This is a genomic window from Providencia sp. PROV201 (assembly GCF_028479545.1).
Taxonomy (GTDB): domain Bacteria; phylum Pseudomonadota; class Gammaproteobacteria; order Enterobacterales; family Enterobacteriaceae; genus Providencia; species Providencia huaxiensis.
The window spans coordinates 54,141-78,965 of sequence record NZ_JAMPNW010000015.1 but is presented as its reverse complement, the minus strand read 5'-3'; the positions used below and the strand labels follow the sequence as shown (position 1 = coordinate 78,965).

Below are 24,825 nucleotides of genomic sequence, written 5' to 3'. Positions count from 1 at the left end.
TTGATAATCATTCAGCATATTTTCCGTACATTTGTTATTTTTATGTTATCGGAAAATAAACTGGTCGGAGTAGTTATGACAACACATATTAAAGTTCATGGTTATCATATAGATGTTTTTCAACATGTTAATAATGCACGATATTTAGAATTTTACGAAGCGGACCGATGGGAATGGATGAATAAACGTAATTTCATTAACTGGGCTATAAAAAATAATTTAACAATGGCTGCAGTGAACATTAATGTAAATTATATCCAAGGCGTATTACTTGGTGATGAGCTGACGGTAGTGACTCGTATGGATAAAATAGGAAGTAAAAGCGCAGTATGTTATCAACAAATTATTCGTAATAAAGCAGGCGTTCAAGAGGTTGTTTCAGATGCCTATGTGACGTTTGTTTTTATCGATAATATAGAGAATAAAGCGATTGTTATCGATGAACAGCTGCGTGAGAAGTTAGAGTCATTCAAGGTGGGTTCTGAAGATTTCATTCAAAATTAGCCTACCTAGCTTGAATAGTTATGAATAGGGCATGGTAGGCCACGTGTTTGATTAACTTATTAGTGCTTTTATTTTAATGATAGCATGATGGTTTCTTTATCATTTAGATATTCAGCTAAGCCCCTGCTTCTTAAATGACAGGCTGCACATTCACCACAACCGTCACCCTGGATGCCATTATAACAAGTCAGTGTTTGCTGCCTAATGGTCTCAAGGTGACCATAACTGTCGGCAAGAGCCCATGTTTGGGCTTTATTCAGCCACATTAACGGTGTTTCAAAGCGAATATTTTTGGCAAGGCCGAGGTCTACAGCATGGTTGAGTGCTTTGACAAACTCATCACGGCAATCGGGATAGCCTGAAAAATCGGTTTCACATACACCGGTTATCACCGCTTCTGCTTGGACTTGATAGGCGTATATTGCTGCGAGAGTGAGAAATAAAATATTACGTCCAGGTACGAAAGTGCTAGGCAGGCCGCTCGACTCGCTTTCTGTGAAATCAGGGACTGGGATGTTATCTCGAGTTAAGCTGCTGATTGCTAATTCATTGAGTAATGTAACATCTAAGACTTTATGCGCTGTAGCACCTAGAGATACGCTTAACTTCTGTGCGACTTCGATTTCAAAACGGTGGCGCTGGCCATAATCGAAAGTCACACAATGAACTTCATCATAGTTTTGCAAAGCTTGAATAAGACAGGTTGTTGAGTCTTGGCCTCCGCTGAAAACCACAACTGCGCGTTTCATAGGTACTCCTTGGTGATATATCATTTTAAAATGTGATGGGAAGAGAGTGAAGCATGTTAACGATACTAAGGTGTAATTAATAGTTCTATTTTTACAAAGTGAGTTTGATTGAAGTACTATTCATATGCGAATTTGGTTATTCATATAAAAATATTCTATAATCACGACATTTGGTAACATCTTTATTGTTTTTAAATTATTCAATTTTGCATAATATGGTTATGTAGCTAATACAATAACGACAAAAGTACTTACACCTAAGTCAAGAGAGCAATCATGCTAGATAAAATAGACAAAAAGCTGCTTTGTTTATTGCAAAATGACAGTAGCCTATCCCTAAACACCCTTGCTGAAGCTGTTAATTTAACATCTACGCCGTGCTGGAAAAGATTAAAAAGGCTTGAAGATGAGGGCTATATTCGAGGGCGAGTGACTTTACTCGACGGTGAGAAGCTAGGTTTAGGTTTAACGGTAATTGTGACAATTAAAACACAGCATCATAATAGTGAGTGGTATGAGCAATTTGTTTCTTTTGTCAGTCAACTTCCTGAAGTTCTGATGTTTTATCGTATGGCTGGGGAGTATGATTACCTTATGCAAGTAGAAGTGCATGACATGAAATCATATGACTTATTTTATAAAAAACTCGTCAATGGTGTTCATGGTTTAATCGATGTGACTTCAAGTTTTGCAATGGAAAAAATCAAGTATACGACAGTATTGCCTATTCCTGATTAACTCCGTAATAACGTAGATGATTACGGCTTCTCATTTTTAGGCATCATTAAATCAATATATTCAAGGCAGTATTACGTGCGATTATTTTCACAACTAGGTTGGTATTTTTTGAGTGAGTGGCGGCGCTATCTCGGTGCTGTTTGTTTTCTCATTATTATTGCTATCTTACAATTAGTCCCTCCACGCATCGTTGGTGTGGTTGTTGATGGAATAAGTAAAGGGGCAATGCCAACAAAGCAGTTGATTACTTATGTTTCAGTCATGCTGTTGATTGCACTGGTTGTGTATGGTTTGCGGTATGTTTGGCGTTTATGGTTATTTGGTGCTTCTTATAAGTTAGCCGTACAGCTACGACAAAAATTTTATCGGCAATTAAGTCTGCAAAATCAAGAGTTTTACCTTAAGTACCGAACAGGGGATTTAATTGCACGCACGACGAATGATGTTGACCGAGTTGTGTTTGCAGCTGGTGAAGGTGTTTTAACATTAGTTGACTCATTGGTGATGGGGTGTGCGGTGCTCATCATGATGAGTGTTGAAATTAGTTGGCAACTGACTTTACTAGCACTTATTCCAATGCCAATTATGGCACTAGTCATTAAGCGTTATGGTGACCAGCTTCATCAGCGTTTTAAGCATGCTCAAGGGGCATTTTCGTCTTTAAATAATCATGCGCAAGAAAGTTTAACAAGTATCCGTATGATTAAAGCTTTTGGCCTTGAAGATCATCAATCGAATCAATTTGAACAGGTAGCCACTGAGGCTGGACGTCGCAATATGCATGTTGCTAAAGTTGATGCGCGTTTTGATCCCACCATTTTTATGGCGATTGGTATGGCCAATTTACTCGCTATTGCAGGTGGCAGCTGGATGGTGTTAAACGACACATTGACGTTAGGTGAATTAACGAGCTTTGTGATGTATTTAGGATTAATGATTTGGCCAATGCTAGCGCTCGCATGGATGTTTAATATCGTTGAACGAGGTAGTGCAGCTTATAGTCGTATTCTAAGTTTACTCAATGAACCGTTAGTTATTCAGGATGGCTCGCATTCATTACAGCCTGAAAAGGGAAACTTGAATGTGAATATCATCAATTTTAGTTATCCAGAAACCACACGAATAGCATTACATGATATTCGGTTTGACCTAAAACCTGGGCAATTTTTGGGGATCTGTGGGCCAACAGGGGCTGGGAAATCAACATTGTTGACGTTATTGCAGCGCCAATTTGATGTTACGGAAGGGGAAATCCTCTATCAAGGTTTACCACTATCTGAGGTCCGTTTAAATGAATGGCGTGCTCGGTTATCTATCGTAAATCAATCTCCATTTTTATTTTCAGATACAGTTGCAGGCAATATCGCACTTGGGCGACCTAATGCCACTCAGGAAGAAATTGAGCAGGCAGCGCGTGTCGCTTGTGTACATGATGATATTTTACGTTTACCGGAAGGCTATTCTACTCAGGTTGGTGAACGTGGAGTTATGTTGTCTGGTGGGCAGAAACAACGAATTTCTATTGCAAGGGCAATCTTACAAAATGCAGAAATTTTGGTGTTAGATGATGCACTTTCTGCCGTTGACGGGCAGACCGAGTTTACGATTTTACAAAACTTAAGTCATTGGCGGCAGGGTAGAACCATGATAATTAGCGCTCATCGTCTATCTGCATTGGTAGAAGCAGACAATATTATTGTGCTATCTCAAGGTGCGATTATTAGCCGAGGTAGGCATGAAGCGCTTATTGCACAGTCGGGTTGGTATAAAGATATGTATCAGTACCAACAGATTGAAGCGGCGTTGGATGGTGAGCTATGAGCGAAAAGAAACCACTATGGCCAGCACTTAAGCGTTTACTTTCTTACGGAAAAGCGCATCGAGGCACCATGGGGATTGCTATTGCAATGCTATGGTTAGCCGCTATTGCGGAGGTCAGCGGGCCTCTGCTGATCAGTTATTTTATTGATAACATGATTGCGAAAAAGCAAATCATCATGCCACTGGCTTTATATATGGCCGTTGGTTTTATATTGCTTCAAGTTATTGCTGCATTATTACATTACTATCAAATTATTTTATTTAATAAAGCTTCTGTGGGAGTCGTGCAAACATTACGAACAGATGTGATGAATGCCGCCCTTAGGCAGCCTTTGAGTGCCTTTGATAAACAACCTGTTGGCCAATTGATTTCACGAGTTACAAATGATACTGAAGTGATTAAAGATCTATTTGTGATGGTTGTGCCGACGGTGTTTCGGAGTTTAGCCCTGATTTGTGCCATGTTAGTTGCTATGTTTTCATTGGAATGGCGTATGGCATCAATTGCAGTGATGATTTTTCCTGCTGTATTTGTGGTGATGCTTGTTTATCAGCGCTTAAGTACACCGATTGTACGTCGTGTCAGATCTTATCTTGCGGATATTAACAACGGTTTTAACGAAGTCATTAGTGGAATGACGGTTATTCAGCAATTTATCCAACAGGCTAGGTTTGGCGAAAAAATGCAAAGTATTAGTCAAGACCATTATTTTGCAAGAATGAAAGCATTAAAACTTGATGGCTTACTATTAAGGCCATTACTAAGTTTACTTTCAGCTTCAGTATTGTGTGGCTTGCTATTGCTATTTGGGTTTGAAGGAACGACTACCATTGGTGTTGGTGTCTTATATGCATTTATTAACTATTTAGGTCGTTTGAATGAACCGCTTATCGAATTAACTTCTCAGCAATCGATGCTTCAGCAAGCGGTTGTTTCAGGTGAGCGTGTTTTTGAACTCATGGATAGCCCGCAACAAGGCTATGGGGAAAGTATTGAGCCATTACAAGGTGGCTCAATCTCAATTAACCATTTATCTTTTGCTTACCGTGATAACAAAATGGTACTTAAAGATATTAATTTACACGTACCTGATAATAATTTTGTTGCATTGGTCGGTCATACTGGGAGCGGTAAAAGTACCATTGCAAATTTAATTATGGGGTATTACCCATGGCAGGAAGGGGATATTTTATTAGATGGACGTGACTTGAGTTCACTATCTCACCAAGTTTTACGTCATGGTATTGCGATGGTGCAACAAGACCCTGTTGTCCTTGCGGCTTCTTTTTTTGATAACGTCGCACTAGGGCGTGAGATTAGCCAAGATAAAGTTTGGGAAGTTCTTGAAACTGTTCAGCTTGCTGAGTTAGTTCGTGGGTTACCTGATGGGCTAGATACCGTACTTGGTGAACAAGGAAACACCTTGTCTGTTGGGCAAAGACAATTACTAGCGATGGCTCGAGTACTTGTGGTCACACCTAAAATTTTAATTTTGGATGAAGCAACGGCGAATATTGACTCAGGGACTGAGCAAGCGATACAAAAAGCATTACGAATGATCCGTCAACATACTACGCTCGTCGTGATAGCTCATCGTTTATCGACAATCGTCGATGCTGATCAAGTCGTTGTGTTACATCGTGGTGCAATTGTTGAGCAAGGTAAACATTTGCAGCTTTTACAGCAAAAAGGACGTTATTATCAAATGTACCAGTTGCAACAAGTTGGGGAATCATTGAATGCCCGTTGTGATGCTGAAATTGAGAGTATAACTAGTTAATTATTCTGCACTCTTATAATGCAAGACCTAAAGCCACTCATTCGAGTGGTTTTTTATTTTGTTCTTTCCTATTGAATAATATGGATAAATATATTTTGGCACACGATTTGCTATAACGTTAGTGCTGTTCAAGATATTGAGCGGCTTATTCACCTGACTTATAGGAGTGAGCATGAAATATATCATCGCAATCATTAAGCCATTTAAATTAGATGAAGTCCGAGAAGCACTATCAGATATTGGTGTTCAAGGGCTTACTATTACTGAAGTTCGAGGGTTTGGACGACAGAAAGGACATGCCGAATTATATAGAGGAGCTGAATATACTGTCGATTTTTTACCTAAAGTACGTATGGAAATAGCGGTTTCTGATGAGTTAGTAGAACAGGTAATTGAAACAATCGAAAAAAAAGCTTATACGGGCCAAGTCGGGGATGGAAAAATATTTATTTTGTCATTAGAGCAAGCTGTACGTATTCGTACAGGTGAAAAACAAGACGAAGCACTGTAGGAGAGCAATTATGCGCAAAGGGTTCCAATACTTATGTCTATTGATATCAATGGGGAGTTTTCCAATAACGGTGCTTGCAGCAGAGGAAATCCTAGATAAAGCGGATAACGCATTTATGATGATAGCGACTGCTTTAGTTATTTTCATGATACTTCCAGGTATCGCATTATTCTATGGTGGGCTACTAAGAAGCAAAAATGTTCTTTCTTTAATGGCTCAAACCGCGGTTATTTTCGCTTTAGTGTCTGTTATTTGGATTGTTTATGGGTACAGCTTAGCTTTTAGTGAGGGAAATGATTTTATCGGTGGTTTTAGTCAGATTATGTTAAAAAATATCACTGTTGAAAGCTTATCTGGACCGATCCCTCAATTTATTCACGTTGTTTTTCAAGGGGCATTTGCATGCTTAACGGTCGCATTGGTGGTTGGTGCACTAGGGGAGCGAATTAAATTTTCTGCAATTTTAATTTTTACGATTATTTGGACGACATTTGCTTATTTACCAATGGCACACATGGTATGGGGCGGCGGTATTTTATCGCAAGATGGCGCACTAGATTTTGCTGGGGGTACGGTTGTTCATATTAATGCGGCTGTTGCCGGTTTAGTTGGTGCTTACTTACTTGGGCATCGTACTGGGTTAGGAAAAGAGGCTATTAAACCACATAACTTACCTATGGTGTTTATGGGAACATCCATACTATTCATTGGCTGGTTTGGTTTCAATGCAGGTTCGGCCGGAAGTGCTAATAGTATCGCTGCATTAGCGTTTGTGAACACTATCGCAGCTGCGGCTGGTGCTATTTTATCATGGACTTTAGCTGAGTGGCTTTTCAGGGAAAAACCTTCATTATTAGGTGCTTGCTCTGGTTGCTTAGCTGGGTTAGTTGGGGTTACGCCAGCGGCAGGAACGGTTGGGGTCGGTGGGGCATTAATTATAGGGGTATTGTCTGGGCTGGCGGGTTTATGGGGTGTTGTGATTTTAAAGCGTCGATTAAAAGTTGATGATGTTTGCGATGTTTTTGGGGTTCATGGTGTCTGCGGGATTTTAGGTTGTTTACTAACGGGGGTATTTACTTCAACGGCATTAGGAGGAAGTGGTTTTGCGGAGGGTATTACGATGATGAAGCAAGTCGGAATTCAAGCTGTTAGCATACTAGTTTGTGTTGTTTGGACCGCAGTCGTTGCTTATATCGCATTTAAAGTGGCAGCGAAAACTTCAGGTTTACGCATTAATGTTGAAAAAGAAAGGGAAGGTTTAGATATTACTTCTCATGGTGAAAGTGCCTACAATTAATCTTAATGTAATGATAATTACAGGATAATACTGTGCTTTGTGTAAATTGATAATGGCAGCTTATTGCTGGCTGCCATTACCTTTTTAAACCGACTCATCTACCTTTCTAAGTAAGTAATCACTTACTCGAAACTCCGCTTTATTTATGGGGTTGCCTATGCCGAATTACACCTTCTTGGACTGCGGTTGCAACAAGATCACCTTGTAAATTATAGATTTGTCCTTTAACAAAACCCCTTCCACCAGATGCCGAGGGACTTTCTACGGCATACAGTAACCAATCATCAATTTTGAATGGACGATGGAACCACATTGAATGATCAATCGTTGCGACTTGTAGGTCTCGTTCCATAAAGCCTCTACCATGCGGTTGCAATGCGGCTGGAAGGAAATTGTAATCAGATGCATAACCTAACAAATAGTGATGCAGCGAAGGTAGATCCGGTAACTGTCCTTTCGCTTTAAACCAAATATAACGAAACGGCTCTTGAGGTGCGGAATCGAATGGGCTGTAAAACTCAACAGGACGAAATTCAAAGGGAGTTGGCCTAAGAGCATATTTTTTAACTGATTCTGGCAATTTATCAGCCAAACTTTGCACAATATCATCTTGAGAAATTAACGAAGTCGGTGGTGGTACATCCGGCATCAAGTTTTGATGATTATAACCTTCTTCTTGAGATTGAAATGATGCGGTCATAAAGAAGATAGGCTTGCCGTTTTGAATGGCGCTCACTCGACGTGCGCTAAAACTTCCGCCATCGCGTAAAATTTCAACGTCATAAACAATAGGACGTGAGCTATCGCCTGGACGTAAAAAATAACTATGAAAAGAATTAATCGCTCGCTCTTCAGGTATGGTTTGTTTCGCTGCATACATGGCTTGTCCAACAACTTGTCCGCCAAAAACTTGAGGCAAACCAAGGTCTTCACTTTGTCCCCGAAAAATACCTTCTTCAATTTTTTCGAGTTCGATTAGGCTAATTAAATTCTGTAATTCTGGGCTCATAGTCATCTTAGTTCTGTTATATGTGAATGAGATACTCGTATTTTCCCATTATTTATCCTGAATAGGTAGGTTAATTGTTATCGAATAAATTCAGGTTACGCATTGTTACATTTGGAAATATAAATGTATTATTCTACCAATATTAGCTATACTTTTTATTATTCACCAATCAGAAAATGATTTGTCTATTCCGATTATTTAAAAATGTTTTAGTAAACATTGTATTATAGGTAATAACTATGAAGTTTTTTCGCTACATTGTTAGCTTATTAGTACTTTTAATATTGGTTAGTTGTGAAGGGAATAGCACAAAGCCCAACGAAAAAGCACTTAATGCTAAAAATAGTAATAATAATCAGACGGTAGATTCAGGGAAAATCGAGGGCCGTGTTGTCATTTTACAGAATACTGCTTTACCTGAAGGTGCGGTTGTTACAATTACTCTGGCGGATACAACGGTGGCGGACTTGCCAGCCCTAATATTATCTCAAAAATATTATAATTCAGTGAACAATCGCCCGACAATTCCCTTTGAGCTCACTTACCAAAAAAATGAAGTTAGGCAGGAAGGTACACTCGTTGTTAATGCAACCGTGAACGCTGATGGAAAATTATTATATATTAGTGATAGTGTTGTAGAGGTTATCAATAACGGCATCACAAAAAATGTTGAATTATTGATGGTATCTGCAAACTAGCGAATAAGCGATTTCTTAGTTGAGTCGCTATTTTCAAAGGTTCTTTGTGTAATAAATCGTCACTTAATCATGGGTTTCTTGCTATTTCAACGACTATCAAGCATAATGCCCCTGCTTTGAAAGAAGCAATCAATGGGGGCTCTGTTGGTTCTCCCGCAACACTAACTTGTTAACTTGGTCAGGTCTGGAAGGAAGCAGCCATAGCAGGGGTCGTGTGTGCCGGGATGTCGCTGGCAGGGCTCCCACCCAATTCTACGTACTCTTCTCTGCATATCAATCCATATATTCTAATTTGTTATGAATATAATCTTTAATTGTTCTTTTCTTATTTTTATAAATGTAAATTAAGTTCATTAACTTAAATAAATTCAAAAGTTAAAAAAGAAAGGTTAAGAATACAACATTAATTATTATGATAAGAAAAAAGTAGATTGAAATGAAAAGCAGTAAAGGTTTTTATTAGCATAATTATAATGCTAACAATAATTACATCGCGTCCAGCCGATAAGTGGGTTTACCGGCCATAACCATTCACTATCTGTGCGTGTTAATGAGGTATTATCTAACAAACTTCCAAACAGAAGCTGGGATTTTATCATAAAGCTTATTCATTGTGAGTTCAGCTAAGCGGTGATCTGCTGCGGAGTAGAATAGCTCTAGCTCATCATCAGATAATTCATACTTGTTTTTTTCAATGACACGCTCAAGAGTTTCAATTGTTGTGCATTTTCTTAAACGCATCAGATAATCAAATTTGGTCATAATACCCTTTCTTTTGTGCAAAATTACTTATTAATATATGGTTTTATAGTTTGAACTAAAGATAAATAATATCTTTAGGTTTTGCTGGTTAGACATTTTAGGTCATCATCCAGCACAGCGACAAGACTCTGGTTCATTGCTTCCCAGTCTATAACTTCACTGAGCGTGATGACCGGGCTACCGAATAAGTCATAGGTCTCATCGAGGTACTCTTCGATAAGTGATATAACAAGATTCTCTTTTGGATATTTGATTTTAAACCGCCATACAAATGCAGCGATATGTTCAATAAGCTCATTCAAGGCTGCGCTTTGAGGGGAGCTTAAGTCATTAATCCAGTGTGTATTTGTTTTTTGTAAGCTTAAAATAGCATCTCTATTGAGGCTATTACATAAGTATTTTAGCTCTGCTATATCATGTTTTTTGGGTGAGTATTCATCCATAATCACCTCCGTAGGCGAATCTGACTTTTGCTGTGTGTATTTTTTATCAATAATAATATCATGTTAACTAATTAAAGCACCTATGTTCAATATAAAAGTTGTTCATTAATATATTGAAAAATATAAGATTATTGCTAGTTCGTTAAACTTTTCGAAGATTATTAATATAATACATAAGCGATGTTCGAATACGGACTGGCAGCTCGGACTAAACTAGCCGCGATATAATAATAGCATTATTATCACATATGTCACCACCAATAAACTACTTTTTTCTAATTTATTAGTGGGTGGTTGAAGTTTGAGTTGTGTATGTTCTGCTTAAACTCAATTTCATGAAGCATTTATATTATAGTTTACCCATCAGTTATTTTAGTGCGGTGAATATGAAGTGTTTATACAAAAGATGTTATAAAAATTATTATCCCATTTAATTCATTCAAATAATTTATTTTTACTAATAACAGAATTAAAAAATAAAAAAGCTTCTGCCTGAAATAGACAAAAGCTTTTTTTGTTAAGCATAACTTAAAGGTAGAGGTTCAAGGTTACCCCGGGTTTCAGGTCGGCCATTTTAACACCGGAATTCCACGTCATTAGGTCATTGAGTTTTATGCCATGACGTTTCGCAATGCTATAGTAGGAATCGCCTTTCCTTACTTTATAAGTTTTTGCCTTACGATTGCTCACCGTAGACGCTGTATTTGAAACTTTTAATACTTGCCCAGGCTTGATAACGCTTGCGGTTTTTAACCCATTTAGCTTTTGAATATTCTTCGCGGTAGTATTGAATTTTTTTGCAATACTTGCGACGGACTCACCTTTGCGCACCTTATATGTGGCTATTTTAGCCCTATTTTGACGCGCACTCGAAATTGCGGTGGGTTGTACTGTTTTTATCTGCTGATTTTGTTGCGCAGCTAAACGGATCGTGTTTAAAACATCTTGGTCTGACAGTGATATTTTGAATTGTTCAGCTTTCGCGGTAGGCAACATAATATAATGAGGGCCATTTGGCGATGTTATGCCACGTGTATAGCCAGAATTATATGTTTTTACCGATTCAACTGTTAGCCCAGCCAGCTCTGCTGCTTGAGATAACGTGATTTGTTGGCCGACATCAATTTGAGTGAGTGCTCTATTTTTATTACTTGTCGGTAAATTAACTTGATACTTTTCAGGGTTTTTCAATACTTGGCTAAGCGCTAAGATTTTAGGTACGTACTGTTTAGTTTCTTTTGGTAAAGAGAGTGACCAAAAATCAGTAGGTAACCCGGCAGCTTCATTTTTCTTGATAGCATTTTGTACGCAACCTTCTCCACAGTTATAGGCCGCAAGAGTGAGCTCCCAATCATGGCCGAACATAACATTTAAGTTTTCGAGAAGGTCAAAGGCTGCTTTAGTTGAAGAAACCACATCTCTGCGTTCATCAACCCATTGTGTCTGTTTTAGACCATATGAGCGTGCCGTGATAGGAACGATTTGCCATAGACCAGCAGCTTGTGCTGGGGAGGTCGCTTTAGGATTAAATGAGCTTTCAACAATAGGAATTAAAGCTAATTCCATAGGTAAATTTCGCTCATTAATTTCGTCTACGATGAGGTACATGTATGGCTCAGCTCTTAATGCCACATCGTAGACAAAACGTTGTTTATCTAAATAACTGTTTGCGAGTTCCCTAACTTGAGGTTTGTCAGGGATATCCATTTTTAGTTCATCGCTAATATAGCCCCATAAGTCATAATCGGCTTTGGGTAATTGTCGACTGGCTGCTTGGTTATGTGGTGCAACAGTTTCAATTGTATGGTTAGTTGGAGTTTTGTTCTGCTTAATTTTTTTCGGGGCAGTTTGGCATCCGGCCAACAGAACAACGGCGATAAGCGTCGCGATTATCTTCATTCTTTTCTATTGTTCTTCATTTTGATGTTTAAAAGTCGAACAATAATACTTATCCCACCCCGATATGACAATCATTAAACTTTAATATTGGTCTTTTAATTGACGCAACAGGGTGAAAACAGCCCTTAAAGGTGGATTTTGTACGTTAATATTGAGTTTTTTCTGTAATTGAACGTTATCGCATTGCAGAAAGATATTAATTTTTTTCTCTGTTTTCAATGAAGTGGGTACTGTTGGTTGATGTTTGTCACGTATTTGCGTTATTTTTTGTAAATATTGAGTGATGGCTTCATTTTCAGGCCATACATGGTGTGCAAATTTAAGATTAGATAAAGTATATTCATGAGCACAGCAAATTAAGGTTTCATCAGGAAGCTCGGCAATTTTTTGGATAGATTCGAACATTTGCTCGGGGGTTCCTTCAAATATCCGTCCGCAACCCGCGGAAAATAGGGTGTCACCACAGAATAGATAAGGTGCTTGGTAAAAGCCGATATGCTCAGAGGTATGGCCTGATAATGAAATAACCTGTAGATTGAACTCGTTAATTATAACCTTATCACCGTTTTCGACTATTTCTGTTGCCCCTTTAGATTGGGTTTCTTGTGGGCCAAAAACCGGAAGTGTTGTAAATTTGCTTAAAATCCCTTTTACACCGCCAGTATGGTCATTATGGTGGTGAGTTAGCAGGATGGCGACAGGAGCTAGTTGCTTGGCTGTCATTATTTCAAGCACGGGCTCTGCCTCTGCTGGGTCAACGATGATACACTGTTGGTGGCTATCGACTAAAACCCAAATGTAGTTATCGTTTAAAGCGGGTACTCGAATTAACTCCATAATGACCTCGATACTTGCTAATAGTTAATAGGGGAATTTCATGAAGCCTGCGCGTATTGATAAAAAAATTCAAATGCCTGTTAGTTGGTCTGATATTCCTTTTGGGGAACAATACCGTCAAGCTATAGAAAATCAACTTAGCCCTTGGTGGCCGAAGATATTCGGCTTTCATTTGCTTAAGTTAGGCCATTTAAGTACTGAAATCCATACCGACGATTGCCTAATTTCCCATCAGTTTAATGTTGGCACTGGTGACCCTCGTTTTAATCTTATCGCCAAGCCCGAAGCATTACCATTAACCCAAAAATCTATAGATGCCTGCCTAATGACTCACTGCTTGGCCTATAGCCATGACCCTCATTGGCTTTTACGGGAAGTTGACCGGGTGCTAATTGATGATGGCTGGTTAATCATTTCAGGTTTTAACCCTTTTAGTCTTGTCGGAATGGCGAAACTCGTACCTGTTTTGCGTAAACGGCAGCCTTATTGTAGCCGTTTTTTTCCATCTGTCAGGGTATTTGATTGGCTAAGTTTATTAAACTATGAAGTTTTATATCATCGTAATTGCCAAGTAATCCCTTGGTTGAGCGCACAAAGGCGAGTGAATAAAAGCTGTGGGGGGATTGGTGCTCTAAGTGTGATTGTGGCGCGGAAACGGACTTGTCCATTAACTCCGACACCACTAAAATTCAAACAACCAAAGGTTAAGATTGGAACCGCGCTTGGTGCTGCGAAGGAGATCAGTAAATCAATGAAGATAAACGACCCTTCTTAATTTTGTGCGGGTTGGTAACCGGTATCTTCTTTGGTCGGTGCTGAAGCCGCAGCACGAGCCAGCTCATCACATTTTTCATTTTCAGGGTGACCGGCATGGCCTTTGACCCAGCGCCAATCAATAGTATGTCTTTGAATTGCTTCATCGAGGCGTTTCCATAAATCCACATTCACCACGGGTGATTTATCGGCTTTGCGCCATTGTTTGCGCTTCCAACTGTGGATCCACTGGGTGATCCCTTGGCGTACATATTGGCTATCTGTGGTTAAAATAATATCACAAGGCCGCTTTAGGGATTCAAGAGCGACAATGGCTGCAAGTAGTTCCATACGATTGTTTGTGGTCATAAAATAACCATCGCTTAAGGTTTTTTCGTGTTGTTGATAACGAAGAACCACCCCGTATCCTCCAGGGCCTGGATTGCCCAAACAGGAACCATCCGTGAAAATTTCTACCTGCTTTGTCATTTCTGGTACACTCTATATTATTCATTCACCTCTAGTTTGACACAAAAAAACATTATGAGCACGGTGATAACCAGACAAATTGTCCTTGATACTGAAACCACGGGTATGAATAAGCTTGGGGTTCATTATGAAGGCCACAACATTATTGAGATTGGTGCGGTTGAAGTTATTAACCGTCGTTTAACAGGGCGTAACTTTCACGTCTATATTAAGCCTGATCGCTTAGTTGACCCTGAAGCATTTGAAGTTCATGGGATCAGTGACGAATTTTTACAAGATAAACCCGTTTTTGCAGAAATTGCAGATGAATTCCTTGAATTTATTCGAGGAGCTGAACTTGTTATTCATAATGCTCCCTTTGATATCGGGTTTATGGATTATGAATTCCGTAAACTCAATAAAGGTATTCCGCCTACACAAGAGTTTTGCACTATCACTGATAGCTTAGTATTGGCTCGTAAACTTTTTCCAGGTAAACGGAATAACTTGGATGCGCTATGTGACCGTTATTTAATTGATAACGCTAAACGAACACTGCACGGGGCGTTACTTGATGCCGAGATCCTGTCAGATGTCTATTTGGCAATGACGGGTGGGCAAACTTCATTGTCATTTTCGATGGATTCAGAATCTGCTAATAATGAGCAAGAGTATGAAATTCAAAGGATTGAGCGTCCTCAGAGTGGTCTTAGAGTCATTTTTGCTTCTGATGAGGAGCTCATTGCTCATGAAGCTCGGTTGGATATTGTTGATAAGAAGGGCGGGAAACCCTGTCTTTGGCGGCAATCTTCTGATGAAGCTGAAAATTTACATTAATAATTGAATTTATTATTAATGCATGCGAATGGATTTACATTATGAGCCCTTTCAAAGGCTAAAAACTGCTCAACTGCGCGATTTTACAAGAAAAAGTGTTGACGAGTTCTTCAAGTCTTCGTAATATGCATGGCGTTCCCAACAGGGAACATCAGGAGCGGTAGTTCAGTTGGTTAGAATACCTGCCTGTCACGCAGGGGGTCGCGGGTTCGAGTCCCGTCCGTTCCGCCAAATTATAACGCCACGCTAATAAATTAGCGTGGCGTTTTTTTTTAGCATGACAGTATTTAGCTGCATGAGAGTTCCTTTCTTTTTTGTATCACTTTTTTGTTGAATTTATAAACAATACATTTTTTGCTTCTAATGACTTCTTTGAGTTAATTTTTGATATAAGGAGATTTATAATTAATAGATTTATGAGAATAATTTATATTCTTTTTAATCACATTAACTATTTTTAGGTTCTATCACGATTTTATCGAAATTATAAGTTTGAATTCTGTATGACTGTATTAATAATAATTCGCATGAACTCTAACTAAGATAACAGATCTGAAATAATCTAACCAATCTTTACCTAATGCTTTAAGGTATATATGAAGGCTATCAATAGAAATAGCAGATTGGCCATTCTCATACCTTGATATTTGTTGTTGGCTTAAATTTAATAATTTTCCTAATTCTGTTCCTGTTAATGATTTTTCAATACGTGCGGATTTCAAGTATTTTGCGGTAGCCATAACAATATCTAGGTCATTACCTTTATTCAATTCTTTAGTATTGATATATTTCATTTTATACTCTCTCTATTAGGAACTTATTATTTTAAAGTTAGCTATTAAAGATGGCATTACTTTAAATTTTTTGATTTTCTCTATGAGTAATAGATTATATTTTTTAGTTACCAATGTGAAATTGTTTTAATGAATCAAAAATAGTTGATTTGATAGTTTTTGCCTATTGATATTAATGTTAATAATGAGTGTAGACTATTAAATCAAAATATAGGTTTTTATAGTTCAATAAAAACAATGCATTACATCAATCTTATAAATTGACTTAAAAGTGAGAATATAATAAACAATAAATGAAAAAAATGGATTTATAGTCATCTAAAAATAATTATTTATATTTTTACATAAAATTACAAAAAAATATTTATAGATTAAGTTGAAAGAGTGATTTATTAGGGATTGATTTGGTACTTATCGGTAGGTAGCATATAAATTTAATTATAGGCAAAGCATAATTAAATCTGCTTAGTTGGATAAAAATGAAAAGGGCAACACGAGTAAGAGATACAATATTGATTATTACCTGAACTACTTTGTAAGTAGAACGCCATGTGTTAAATTTTATTTAATTTATCTTTCCTGTTACAGACAAAATATGGGCCAAATGAACTAGAGAAAAGGTACCAATCAGAAGTTATCTCATCAATTTCTACATATGCAATTGAATTTAGATTGAATACCTTGAAATATTTTTCAAATGTATCATCAGGAACATTGTCATTTAAAGATTTTTTATCATAATTTATTGTTAATTTTAAATCCTTCACATACTTTCTTGATGATTGATTGAAATGAACAACTCGATTAACAGTATATGTCTTATCAGTTGTAATTGTTCCTAATAATTTAATATATCCACTGTTATCATTGTTTTTTACTAATTTCATATTTAGTCTATATGATGATTTGTTATTGGCTAATATGAAATTAGAGGAAACAGTTGCTTCACAATATTGTGTTTTACTTTTTTCTAAATTTAAGTAAAATAACAAGGAAACGATAATTAATGAAAAAAGTAGTATCAATGAATATAGTGTTTTATTAGTCATTTTTATCCTGCCAATTCACTCTTGTTGAAATGCAATCTTTGTTTTTTTTGCATTTTACTAATAAGCTATGTTTGCTTTTCCCTAAGTTTTGTATGTTGTTATAATAATAAAAAATATCAGAATCTTCACAGGTTAAGTTAAAATCAATTACTTGTTTGCTTATTGTGTCACTTATGTTTTTTTCATAATTATCTTTGAACCCATAAACAGGGCAATTTCCAATTGTGCTAATTTTGTATGATTGTATTGATGTATATGGAAATTTTACTGCATGAATTTGATTTATAAGGTAAATGATCACCAAAATTAAAAAAATACTAATTATCAATAATGTTTTTTTAACAATATGATTTTTATCACTAAGTAATAGTGATTTGTTAGATTTATTGCTTGAAGTGGGAGGGGGATCTAGGCTTTTCTCTATTTTATTATTGAATTTGGTAATCGATTCTTCAATTTGAATTTCAGAAGAGATCACAAGACCTTTTTTTGATATGCTTAGGATCGCATTTTCAACTAAAAGCTGTTGATGTAATACCTTTCTTAATGTACTAATGTATTGGTTAAGGGTGTTTATCGAAACTTTTAAGTCATATTTATTTAATATTTTTTCTAGTATCTCTTCACGAGTGATAGTCGTTTTATTATTCTGAATTAGTATTATGAAAATATAATTCAACACGGGTGTTAATTTCATTACACTGAGTTCTGTTTCTACCCTAAATATTTCACCTAAGTCAGAGTTATATTTTATTATGTTGTTCAGTATATATATCATACATGACTCTTATTTAGTTATTAAAATATGTGCTTAGTTTGGTCACTTTTAGCTAACATGATAGTCATTGATTTTAAAGTAATTATATCAGTGTAATATACTACTCTCTTCTTGAGAAGAAAATATGAAAATAAATTTTTGTTTATAACGATTGGTTATATATGTAATGGCAAAAATTTCAGTGTATTGTATTAATGAAGCTGATATTTTTGTTTTGATGTCTCGCACATAGATAAAAAGCAGTATTAACCACTATTTTAAATCATAGAGACCTAAATTAATTTGCTATTTTTATTTTTTAATTTATTGATATAATTGAATTTTAGGTGCAATTGCCAATTGGGTAATATTTATCAAATATTACAATATATTTACGACTTTTCTTTTTAAGACGCTCATCTTTAGACTCTTGGCCGGGTAATAAGTAAAATACATAAGGCTCAGAATCATCATTAGCATCACAGCTTTCATGTAAGAGTACTCTAAAATAGGTATTACCCGTATTTTTTAGAGTGTTAGTACTTGGATTAAGCTCATATTTAAAATCTGGTTTTTGAGGTCTCACAACGAAATAGGTTTCTAGGCTAACCGTTGGGTAAAATAAAGTTCGCTTTTTTTGTTCATCATCATTACGCATATCAAGAGGGGTTTCGCTAATGATGATCTTATAATAGCGCTCGGTCTCATCGGCTTCTCCTCGATAAAAAATCTTAAAAAACTCTTGTTCCCCAGGTAATAAAATTTTCTTCAATGGAGTAAAAATAATCTCGCCATTATGGAGAGGTGCCCCATATTCTTGGTTACCTGGTTTATCAATTTTGTAGGCACTAAAACTATATAAATTAGTCTTATCTGTGTCGTTGATGTATGGCTTAGAAAAAAACTCTTGCCCTGACTCCATCGAAGAAATATCTGCATTGATATATAAAGCAATAGCATTATTGTAAAATACTGATAGCACAACTAATAATAGGATTTTAAGTAAATAAAATAGTTTCATATTAAAAAATCCAAACCAAAATTTAAGTGTATATGGGGTTCAATAAAAAGGGGACTTGAATTTTTACAAGTCGCCCTAAAAGTAGCCATTAGATATTATTGAATATCGGGCCCTGTCCAAATAGCTTTGACAGTTATTGTGCCACTTGCAGAAACGGTGCCTAGCCAATCAATACCATCCAATGTAAAAAATGATTCAGAGTCATTCATTGGAAATGATAAATCTAAGTTAGTTCGATAAAAAGACCCTAAATCCTCATTAGGCCTATCCCATGGTGTTTCAGACCATAATGCATTTTTTAATGAAATTTCATTATTATCACAACTTGCTCGGTGTGATTCTTTAGTGCCATTTTCATTTTTAAATGAAAGATAAGCGGAAAAAGGAACATTAAGTTTATTATCGCTTGAGGTAAATAAACAGTATGACTGTCCTTTTAATGTTGTGTTTGGTCCTTCAACTTTTGCTGTAATAGAGTCCGCTTGCCTTGGCCCGCTAGTCGTGACGATATAATTAAATTCTATCGGTGGCTCATCATTGCCGACTTTTCCTGTTTTGGATTGGTTTGGGTTAAAATCTGCAGGAATAATACTAATTCCATAATCTCTCGGCTTAATTATTAAGAAATTTGAAGGTGTAAATTCGTAAAATCCAGATTGAGGAAGTGGTGATTGAAAACCAAAAGTATATACACTATCAGCAAGTGTGACTGTTGAATTAGGTGAAGCGTCAACAATTGATTTTAAATATTCATTTGAGAGAAAAACTTCAATATTTTGTGAACCATTATTAAAGATCTCTGACATGTTTGTTGTTGATGACCAATTTGTCCAGCGTGTGCTGTTACTCCCTTTATATTGAATAAGTGCAGCACGGGGATCTCTAGCTAAACCTAACTTTGCACTATCAATATACATACGTACTGTAAATGTACCGCCGATAGATTGTCCTTGGGTTTCTAATTCAACCAACTTACAAATAATTCCAGAAGTATTTCCAACAATTCCTGTCGAGCAAAAATTAGAACCGAGCCCAATAGTTGGATTGCCATTGCTATCCACAAAGACTTCTTGTAAGGCGCCCGTTCCTTTTAGAATAATATTGCCTTTTTTATTGGTTGGAATGTAATGTTGTTGTGTTGTTGTTCTTCCTCCACTCGTCATACAGGTCGAGTTACTTAAATCATAATCGTCGCGGCTTGTGCAGGTTCTTAAATCAAAAGTGTACTCTGTTCCTGGTGGGATTTCGGCTAACCAGCGATAAAAAGATTCAGAAAATATTGGTCTTGAATATCCAGACTCACCCGGTGTTCCTGTTTGTTGGATTTTATATGCACCATTATCTCGTAATTGCTGAGCTGACCAATAAGACGTTGCCGGGCAATTTCGGTTATTTGTCATGCAACGATTCCCGATAAAAGGTTGGCTTACGGGAGAATTTTCTAACCAGATATCACCTGTATTATAAGTTGAGCTAAAAGGTGTTCCTGTATATCCCATATAGCCTAAACTATATTGTCTATTGCGCTGGTATTTTGTGAATACATTTGAGCCCGAGAAGCGTGGGTCAACTCTATTGGCAACAATAAAGAATTCGTTATCAACTTGGTTTTCAACAATGACATACTCTTGTAATGGCGCTGTTGCAGAAAACGAATTCGGTATCAGAACCGAAAATGAAATAAAAAATGCTGTTATCGATAATAATCGCATATTAAATTAGCCTTAAAGTGATAATTAACGTTTAGCCAATGCTTCTTGAGGTTGACATGTCACCTCACCGACCCACAATGCACCACGTGCACCTTGAAGGTTTAAATCTGCTTCGCAAATTGTTTGCTGATCATCTTGTAATAAAGATATCACTGGATATCGGACGTCAACGTCCATGGAAAACTCACCATTTTGGTCCGTTTTTGTGCGACCAATATGATTTCGAATTGAGGCATATTTTATATATTCACCATTTGGTGATTTCAGACGACCAAATACCGTGACTAATTGTCTTACCTCAGGTTGATAAAGAGCAATGTTCCCTGGGTATAATGTGACGGATTTATTTCGCCCTGAAACAATATCAAAACTGTCTTTTGATTTTCCGTCATTCATTAATTGAATGTCATAATCCGAATAAGGGGATAATGGAATAAAGGTATTCTTTCCGCTAATTGGGTAATTCTGCCCATTTACTTTTGCGACCATGCTGCCGCTACCTTTTATATCGGAATTGATAATGACGCCCGATTTGCCTTGTTGCCCACTTGGCATGATCATGCCGTTGCTATATGCCACAGAGCCACGAGAGGTTAAATTACCATTAAGCCTGTTATTATCAGGGCGATTAATAGTCACGGTACCTGAGTTATATTTAGTATCATAAGAAGCATAGCCTAATGTTGAAAAATTGGATTCACCATTATCTTTATCTCGGACTAATTTGGAGACAGAAACCCCTGCATTGGTAATCACTGAATTTTCAAAATTCTTATTCGCATAAATATTTGCTTTCACATTACCATTTGTTGAGGAAACACCCGTGCTCAACCATGTTGATAAAGGTAAGGAAAAATCGAGGTTAATATATTTCTCGTTGGTGCTATTTTGATTATCATAATGATAACGCTGTACACCCGCCCTTAACCCAACCGTTCCATAACGGCCAGAGAATAATGTATTCGCATATTCATAGTTAATTGAATCACTGCCAATACGGCGATCTTTAGTATTACTAATAGTCAGTGACCCTGTTCTATCAACTATTTTGTCAAAATTAATGGTCCCGCCATAAGAATAACTGTCAGCATCATAAAGTGGTAAGTCACCGCTCACTACAGTTTTTTCTTTAGATGCCCACAAAGAACCGTAACCTTCAGGTATATTGACCGAAAGAGTCGCAATGTTCCGATAACTACCATGGTTTTCTAGCATCCCTTGCCAGTTAACTGAGATATAGTTATTTAAAGCCGCATTGATACTTGTTTCTTGTACAACAAATTTATCAAATCCATAATTTGACATTTGAAAACGCACGCCAGACAACACTGGGAAGTTATAAGCGAAAGAGGCTCCGATTAAATGGCTTTTACCAGGAGTTTGACTCGTTGAGCCTTCATCTCTTACATAATGACGCTTATCAAAGTCAATATAACCACCATAAACTTCCCAATTGAGTTTACCAAAACCGCCTGTTATCGCACCGAAGGATTTATTAATTGTTTGGTGCTGTGTTGTGACAATTTTGCCATCGATAACCGTCTCAATAGTGACGTCGTAAATGCCATAGGGCAGTATACTTGTATCAATTTCAAAATTACCCATGGGAAAATTTTGAATATTTAATAATTTACCTTGTCGATAAATACGTACTTCACCAGGACTATTTAAAAAAGCATAAATCGGCGTGAGTGATTGCTGCTTATTTGTCACCATACTTGAGGAGTTGTTCCCTATTGATGCCGCATAAATTTTACTGCTGCTAAGGGCAGTTAAGCTGGCAATAGATTGCAAATTCCACGTACTCATTAGCCCAAGAGCAAAACGGAATCCGTTGAAGTCACGCTCATACATTGCACGATACAATTCAACATTAGAATTAGATTTTCCAATGCTATATGCTGATGCATTTACATTAAAGTGATGTTCCGCAGCTGCGAATAATGTATCTAAATTGAAATAGCTACTGGATGTATCTTTTGAATCTTTAACACGGCTCTGAAATACCCCTAAATCATAGTTAGCTACTGCTGAAAATGAATTAACTGAAGAATTTCCTAGTACAGATTGCCGCGCATGTTCTTTTGGCGAAAAAGCAGCTTTATCAACATCTAATGATAAATTAAATGAAGAAATATTTAATTGAAGGGTTGCATTATTATCAATAACAATGCCATTATTTTCATTAAAAATGGCATCCTTTTTTTCTTCAAGTTTATCGATTAGTAAATTATTTAGTTTCGCACCGTGCTCATTTTCAATGAGATGAATACTTGATAATTTAATATTACCATGATCGACTACAATAACTGCATCTGCAATTTTGCTTTCGCTCTGATTGGTTACCGTATCATCATTTAGTCGTAAAAAAACAGGTACAGACATTCCTTCTTCCAATGCACTAACAAATGCAGGAGGAATAATATATCCACCGATCTTAACGCTTTTCATTTCATTGGCATTAATCGTATTCGAAAAAATAATACTTAATATTGATAAAGCAATAGCACTTTTACGCATAATTTAAGTCCATTCTTAATTATTTGACAACAATGAACTCTCCTTTGTGCCAAATACCTACGCTTGATTTTTTATTTGTGACATCGACAAATTGTAATTTGACGGCTAAATTTGGCATGAGGTAATAACGCTCGCGGCAAATACCATCCACTCCGTGTTTTTGTTTTTCTGCTAAACAAGGGCCTGAAGCCACTACACGGAAGGTGCTGTTTCCAGTATTCGAAACTTGAGAACTAGTGTATTTATAATTAAATTTTTCAATTCTTGGTGCGACTACGAGAATTGTACTAATTGTTGCTGATGTTGTTGCTGATGCCGATTTTGCACTTTGTGTAACACCACTCTCGCCAATAGGATCATCTTTCCAATTTAATCTATAGTAACGTTCTTTATTATCTTTTGGGCCTTGATAAATTATCTTAAATATATCTTTTGCATTCCCTGGGAGAATTAAGTTGGCGGGCGTTGATAATATTTCATTAGGGTCATTAACTGGAATTACTTTTCCAGTATCAAGTGGTGAATCTATTTTTTCTATCGTTAAATTTACCAATCTTGCGGTATCTACTGTATTTTCAATTTCTTTAGAGAAGGTGTCTTCATTCGATGATATTATTTCAGTAATGTTTCCCACGTTGACAGCAAAACTGTTTTTTAATGGTAAGCATGATAATAAAATTAATGCTAATGTTATCTTTTTCATAATCGTAAATTTCAAAAATGAATGACGATAAAGATATTATTTCCCTATAGTATCTTTATCGTAATATTTAATTATCTAATAAGGAGATATTGAATTAAGGAGCTGGTGTGAAATCACCGTCCCAAGTTGCAGTAAATTGAACTTTCACATCACCATCCCATGTACCATCAGTCAGTGCTTTAAAGTCAGTCGCTGCACCATCAGCTTCAGCGCCAGCAATAACAAAGGTGAATTCACCGCGATCTGCTGCACGCTCAGAGCCATTATAGATACCATCAGCCGCTAAATTGTCTAAACCAGAAGTTAAACCGGTTGATGTATCAATTAATACTAAATCATTATTTTTAGTCAGATCTTCGCCATTCCATTTAACCCCAACAGTTAATTTAGAATCGTCAGTTGTTCTTGCTAATGTATTAGCAATAATTTTTGATGCTAATTTAAAATCTGTTGCACCAGCTTGGCCTTGAATAGCGATATCAAATGCTCCATTTTGTTGGTTAAAGCTTTTTTGGCCTTCGGCATAATTAAAAGTTAAACTTCTTAATGGAGTCACAACTAACATACTTGTCGTGTCTTTAATTGCAGTCGCTTGCCATGTTGCTGTTGCTTGAGCGGTGCGTGTATCTGCATTTGCAGCTGTAGCAAAAGAAGCTGCGATAATTGTTGATAACAATACAGAAGCCATTTTTTTATTTAACATACTAATCTCTCTTTTTATATTGATAGAAAACAATAGTAAAATTAGTTATTTAATTTTTACATATTGATATGGTTTTATTGAATTTAAAATGGAATATTTAAATATCTTTCATGCTGTTTATTAATATTTGGATTGTTTTTTTACTTAAAATTATATCGTTTCTTTTATTTTCTTCAGAGAAACAATCAATATAGTAAATCATTTCAATCCATCTTTTATCTAAAACGGTTAAGATTTCATTTAATTGGTCTAGCGATAATGAACTGCTACCAGTTTCATAGCGAGATACCTGTTGTTGGCTAATGTTAATTAATTCTGCCAACTGTTTTCCTGTCATGTTTTTTTCTTTGCGTGATTTTCGTAAATAATTTCCTACATGACTACTAATTATATTAGCTTTCATTTTTTCAGCCTCTAATATTAATAGATCTATTTATATGATATTCGTTAACTCACTCG

General features: G+C 36.5%; 25 protein-coding genes, 1 tRNA gene and 1 other RNA gene. 11 read left to right on the top strand and 16 right to left on the bottom strand.

The genetic code is table 11. The features are described from left to right. The first annotated feature begins 75 nt into the window (after positions 1–75). Positions 76–504 (top strand): acyl-CoA thioesterase, encoded by a 429-nt coding sequence (locus PR809_RS13420; RefSeq protein ID WP_102139045.1) that lies wholly within the window; start codon positions 76–78, stop codon positions 502–504. Between the two features lie 68 nt (positions 505–572). Here PR809_RS13420 and queC read toward each other — a convergent pair whose 3' ends face one another. Continuing rightward, positions 573–1,253: a 7-cyano-7-deazaguanine synthase QueC gene (gene queC / locus PR809_RS13415; protein ID WP_102139046.1), complete on the bottom strand. Its 681-nt coding sequence runs from the start codon at positions 1,251–1,253 to the stop codon at positions 573–575. Between the two features lie 276 nt (positions 1,254–1,529). Here queC and PR809_RS13410 point away from each other — a divergent pair, with 276 nt between their 5' ends. The 5 genes from PR809_RS13410 to amtB all read left to right on the top strand — a co-directional run bounded on the left by PR809_RS13410 (position 1,530) and on the right by amtB (position 7,401). Then, on the top strand, positions 1,530–1,991 hold the full coding sequence (locus PR809_RS13410; protein WP_004905429.1) for an Lrp/AsnC family transcriptional regulator: 462 nt from the start codon (positions 1,530–1,532) through the stop codon (positions 1,989–1,991). 75 nt (positions 1,992–2,066) lie between these two features. After that, positions 2,067–3,812, top strand: a complete 1,746-nt coding sequence (locus PR809_RS13405; RefSeq protein WP_102139047.1) for a SmdA family multidrug ABC transporter permease/ATP-binding protein — start codon at positions 2,067–2,069, stop codon at positions 3,810–3,812. Beyond that, positions 3,809–5,593, top strand: a complete 1,785-nt coding sequence (locus tag PR809_RS13400; protein ID WP_206276465.1) for a SmdB family multidrug efflux ABC transporter permease/ATP-binding protein — start codon at positions 3,809–3,811, stop codon at positions 5,591–5,593. The genes PR809_RS13405 and PR809_RS13400 overlap by 4 nt, the downstream gene beginning before the upstream one ends. 172 nt (positions 5,594–5,765) lie before the next feature. Next, entirely contained in the window at positions 5,766–6,104 is a 339-nt protein-coding gene (gene glnK / locus PR809_RS13395; protein ID WP_004905421.1) for a P-II family nitrogen regulator, read from the top strand. A 49-nt stretch (positions 6,105–6,153) separates the two neighbouring features. Continuing rightward, entirely contained in the window at positions 6,154–7,401 is a 1,248-nt protein-coding gene (gene amtB / locus PR809_RS13390; RefSeq protein WP_272524545.1) for an ammonium transporter AmtB, read from the top strand. 139 nt (positions 7,402–7,540) lie between these two features. On the opposite strand, the gene tesB is transcribed toward amtB, so the two are convergent. Then, positions 7,541–8,410, bottom strand: a complete 870-nt coding sequence (tesB, locus tag PR809_RS13385) for an acyl-CoA thioesterase II (RefSeq protein ID WP_166266727.1) — start codon at positions 8,408–8,410, stop codon at positions 7,541–7,543. 239 nt (positions 8,411–8,649) lie between these two features. On the opposite strand from tesB, the gene PR809_RS13380 reads away from it, so the two are divergent. Beyond that, positions 8,650–9,108 carry a YbaY family lipoprotein gene (locus tag PR809_RS13380; protein WP_166266729.1) on the top strand — a complete coding sequence of 153 codons (459 nt, stop codon included), beginning with the start codon at positions 8,650–8,652 and terminating at the stop codon, positions 9,106–9,108. Between the two features lie 142 nt (positions 9,109–9,250). Next, an RNA gene (ffs, locus tag PR809_RS13375) (signal recognition particle sRNA small type) lies at positions 9,251–9,347 on the top strand. Between the two features lie 319 nt (positions 9,348–9,666). On the opposite strand, the gene PR809_RS13370 is transcribed toward ffs, so the two are convergent. The 4 genes from PR809_RS13370 to gloB form a co-directional block, all read right to left on the bottom strand. Next, a complete protein-coding gene (locus PR809_RS13370) occupies positions 9,667–9,870 on the bottom strand; it encodes an HHA domain-containing protein (RefSeq protein ID WP_102139052.1) in 204 nt (67 codons plus the stop codon). Between the two features lie 74 nt (positions 9,871–9,944). Beyond that, positions 9,945–10,313, bottom strand: a complete 369-nt coding sequence (gene tomB / locus PR809_RS13365) for an Hha toxicity modulator TomB (protein WP_102139053.1) — start codon at positions 10,311–10,313, stop codon at positions 9,945–9,947. A gap of 528 nt (positions 10,314–10,841) precedes the next feature. Continuing rightward, positions 10,842–12,212, bottom strand: a complete 1,371-nt coding sequence (gene mltD / locus PR809_RS13360) for a murein transglycosylase D (RefSeq protein WP_102139054.1) — start codon at positions 12,210–12,212, stop codon at positions 10,842–10,844. Positions 12,213–12,293: 81 nt separating this feature from the next. After that, on the bottom strand, positions 12,294–13,049 hold the full coding sequence (gene gloB / locus PR809_RS13355) for a hydroxyacylglutathione hydrolase (protein WP_102139055.1): 756 nt from the start codon (positions 13,047–13,049) through the stop codon (positions 12,294–12,296). Positions 13,050–13,089: 40 nt separating this feature from the next. On the opposite strand from gloB, the gene PR809_RS13350 reads away from it, so the two are divergent. Then, entirely contained in the window at positions 13,090–13,824 is a 735-nt protein-coding gene (locus PR809_RS13350; RefSeq protein ID WP_206277068.1) for a class I SAM-dependent methyltransferase, read from the top strand. Here the strand turns inward: PR809_RS13350 and rnhA are convergent. After that, positions 13,821–14,291, bottom strand: a complete 471-nt coding sequence (gene rnhA / locus PR809_RS13345; protein ID WP_102139057.1) for a ribonuclease HI — start codon at positions 14,289–14,291, stop codon at positions 13,821–13,823. The genes PR809_RS13350 and rnhA overlap by 4 nt on opposite strands. A 54-nt stretch (positions 14,292–14,345) precedes the next feature. Here rnhA and dnaQ point away from each other — a divergent pair, with 54 nt between their 5' ends. After that, positions 14,346–15,107, top strand: a complete 762-nt coding sequence (gene dnaQ / locus PR809_RS13340) for a DNA polymerase III subunit epsilon (RefSeq protein WP_102139069.1) — start codon at positions 14,346–14,348, stop codon at positions 15,105–15,107. Positions 15,108–15,261: 154 nt separating this feature from the next. Next, a tRNA-Asp gene (locus PR809_RS13335) sits at positions 15,262–15,338 on the top strand. A 281-nt stretch (positions 15,339–15,619) separates the two neighbouring features. On the opposite strand, the gene PR809_RS13330 is transcribed toward PR809_RS13335, so the two are convergent. The 9 genes from PR809_RS13330 to PR809_RS13290 form a co-directional block, all read right to left on the bottom strand. Further along, positions 15,620–15,901, bottom strand: a complete 282-nt coding sequence (locus PR809_RS13330) for a helix-turn-helix domain-containing protein (RefSeq protein ID WP_181490049.1) — start codon at positions 15,899–15,901, stop codon at positions 15,620–15,622. Positions 15,902–16,455: 554 nt separating this feature from the next. Next, positions 16,456–16,950, bottom strand: coding sequence for a FidL-like protein (locus PR809_RS13325; RefSeq protein ID WP_272524544.1), 495 nt, complete (start codon positions 16,948–16,950; stop codon positions 16,456–16,458). Next, complete coding sequence (locus tag PR809_RS13320) at positions 16,943–17,728, bottom strand: winged helix-turn-helix domain-containing protein (RefSeq protein WP_272524543.1); 786 nt, start codon at positions 17,726–17,728, stop codon at positions 16,943–16,945. The genes PR809_RS13325 and PR809_RS13320 overlap by 8 nt, the downstream gene beginning before the upstream one ends. A gap of 322 nt (positions 17,729–18,050) precedes the next feature. Then, positions 18,051–18,728: a fimbrial protein gene (locus PR809_RS13315; RefSeq protein ID WP_206277057.1), complete on the bottom strand. Its 678-nt coding sequence runs from the start codon at positions 18,726–18,728 to the stop codon at positions 18,051–18,053. Positions 18,729–18,823: 95 nt separating this feature from the next. Beyond that, entirely contained in the window at positions 18,824–20,440 is a 1,617-nt protein-coding gene (locus PR809_RS13310) for a fimbrial protein (RefSeq protein WP_102139061.1), read from the bottom strand. A gap of 24 nt (positions 20,441–20,464) precedes the next feature. Continuing rightward, a complete protein-coding gene (locus PR809_RS13305; protein WP_206277056.1) occupies positions 20,465–22,960 on the bottom strand; it encodes a CS1-pili formation C-terminal domain-containing protein in 2,496 nt (831 codons plus the stop codon). Between the two features lie 19 nt (positions 22,961–22,979). After that, positions 22,980–23,663 (bottom strand): hypothetical protein, encoded by a 684-nt coding sequence (locus PR809_RS13300; RefSeq protein WP_102139063.1) that lies wholly within the window; start codon positions 23,661–23,663, stop codon positions 22,980–22,982. A gap of 94 nt (positions 23,664–23,757) precedes the next feature. Continuing rightward, complete coding sequence (gene ecpA / locus PR809_RS13295; RefSeq protein ID WP_004905392.1) at positions 23,758–24,366, bottom strand: common pilus major fimbrillin subunit EcpA; 609 nt, start codon at positions 24,364–24,366, stop codon at positions 23,758–23,760. 97 nt (positions 24,367–24,463) lie between these two features. Continuing rightward, complete coding sequence (locus PR809_RS13290; RefSeq protein WP_102139064.1) at positions 24,464–24,769, bottom strand: helix-turn-helix domain-containing protein; 306 nt, start codon at positions 24,767–24,769, stop codon at positions 24,464–24,466. Positions 24,770–24,825: the final 56 nt, after the last annotated feature.

Bases quoted from the DNA above. Each gene is read 5' to 3' on its own strand.
- PR809_RS13420 (WP_102139045.1), top strand. From the start codon at position 76: ATGACAACACATATTAAAGTTCATGGTTATCATATAGATGTTTTTCAA.
- queC (WP_102139046.1), bottom strand. From the start codon at position 1,253: ATGAAACGCGCAGTTGTGGTTTTCAGCGGAGGCCAAGACTCAACAACC.
- PR809_RS13410 (WP_004905429.1), top strand. From the start codon at position 1,530: ATGCTAGATAAAATAGACAAAAAGCTGCTTTGTTTATTGCAAAATGAC.
- PR809_RS13400 (WP_206276465.1), top strand. From the start codon at position 3,809: ATGAGCGAAAAGAAACCACTATGGCCAGCACTTAAGCGTTTACTTTCT.
- glnK (WP_004905421.1), top strand. From the start codon at position 5,766: ATGAAATATATCATCGCAATCATTAAGCCATTTAAATTAGATGAAGTC.
- amtB (WP_272524545.1), top strand. From the start codon at position 6,154: ATGGGGAGTTTTCCAATAACGGTGCTTGCAGCAGAGGAAATCCTAGAT.
- tesB (WP_166266727.1), bottom strand. From the start codon at position 8,410: ATGAGCCCAGAATTACAGAATTTAATTAGCCTAATCGAACTCGAAAAA.
- PR809_RS13380 (WP_166266729.1), top strand. From the start codon at position 8,650: ATGAAGTTTTTTCGCTACATTGTTAGCTTATTAGTACTTTTAATATTG.
- PR809_RS13370 (WP_102139052.1), bottom strand. From the start codon at position 9,870: ATGACCAAATTTGATTATCTGATGCGTTTAAGAAAATGCACAACAATT.
- tomB (WP_102139053.1), bottom strand. From the start codon at position 10,313: ATGGATGAATACTCACCCAAAAAACATGATATAGCAGAGCTAAAATAC.
- mltD (WP_102139054.1), bottom strand. From the start codon at position 12,212: ATGAAGATAATCGCGACGCTTATCGCCGTTGTTCTGTTGGCCGGATGC.
- gloB (WP_102139055.1), bottom strand. From the start codon at position 13,049: ATGGAGTTAATTCGAGTACCCGCTTTAAACGATAACTACATTTGGGTT.
- PR809_RS13350 (WP_206277068.1), top strand. From the start codon at position 13,090: ATGAAGCCTGCGCGTATTGATAAAAAAATTCAAATGCCTGTTAGTTGG.
- rnhA (WP_102139057.1), bottom strand. From the start codon at position 14,291: ATGACAAAGCAGGTAGAAATTTTCACGGATGGTTCCTGTTTGGGCAAT.
- dnaQ (WP_102139069.1), top strand. From the start codon at position 14,346: ATGAGCACGGTGATAACCAGACAAATTGTCCTTGATACTGAAACCACG.
- PR809_RS13330 (WP_181490049.1), bottom strand. From the start codon at position 15,901: ATGAAATATATCAATACTAAAGAATTGAATAAAGGTAATGACCTAGAT.
- PR809_RS13325 (WP_272524544.1), bottom strand. From the start codon at position 16,950: ATGACTAATAAAACACTATATTCATTGATACTACTTTTTTCATTAATT.
- PR809_RS13320 (WP_272524543.1), bottom strand. From the start codon at position 17,728: ATGATATATATACTGAACAACATAATAAAATATAACTCTGACTTAGGT.
- PR809_RS13315 (WP_206277057.1), bottom strand. From the start codon at position 18,728: ATGAAACTATTTTATTTACTTAAAATCCTATTATTAGTTGTGCTATCA.
- PR809_RS13310 (WP_102139061.1), bottom strand. From the start codon at position 20,440: ATGCGATTATTATCGATAACAGCATTTTTTATTTCATTTTCGGTTCTG.
- PR809_RS13305 (WP_206277056.1), bottom strand. From the start codon at position 22,960: ATGCGTAAAAGTGCTATTGCTTTATCAATATTAAGTATTATTTTTTCG.
- PR809_RS13300 (WP_102139063.1), bottom strand. From the start codon at position 23,663: ATGAAAAAGATAACATTAGCATTAATTTTATTATCATGCTTACCATTA.
- ecpA (WP_004905392.1), bottom strand. From the start codon at position 24,366: ATGTTAAATAAAAAAATGGCTTCTGTATTGTTATCAACAATTATCGCA.
- PR809_RS13290 (WP_102139064.1), bottom strand. From the start codon at position 24,769: ATGAAAGCTAATATAATTAGTAGTCATGTAGGAAATTATTTACGAAAA.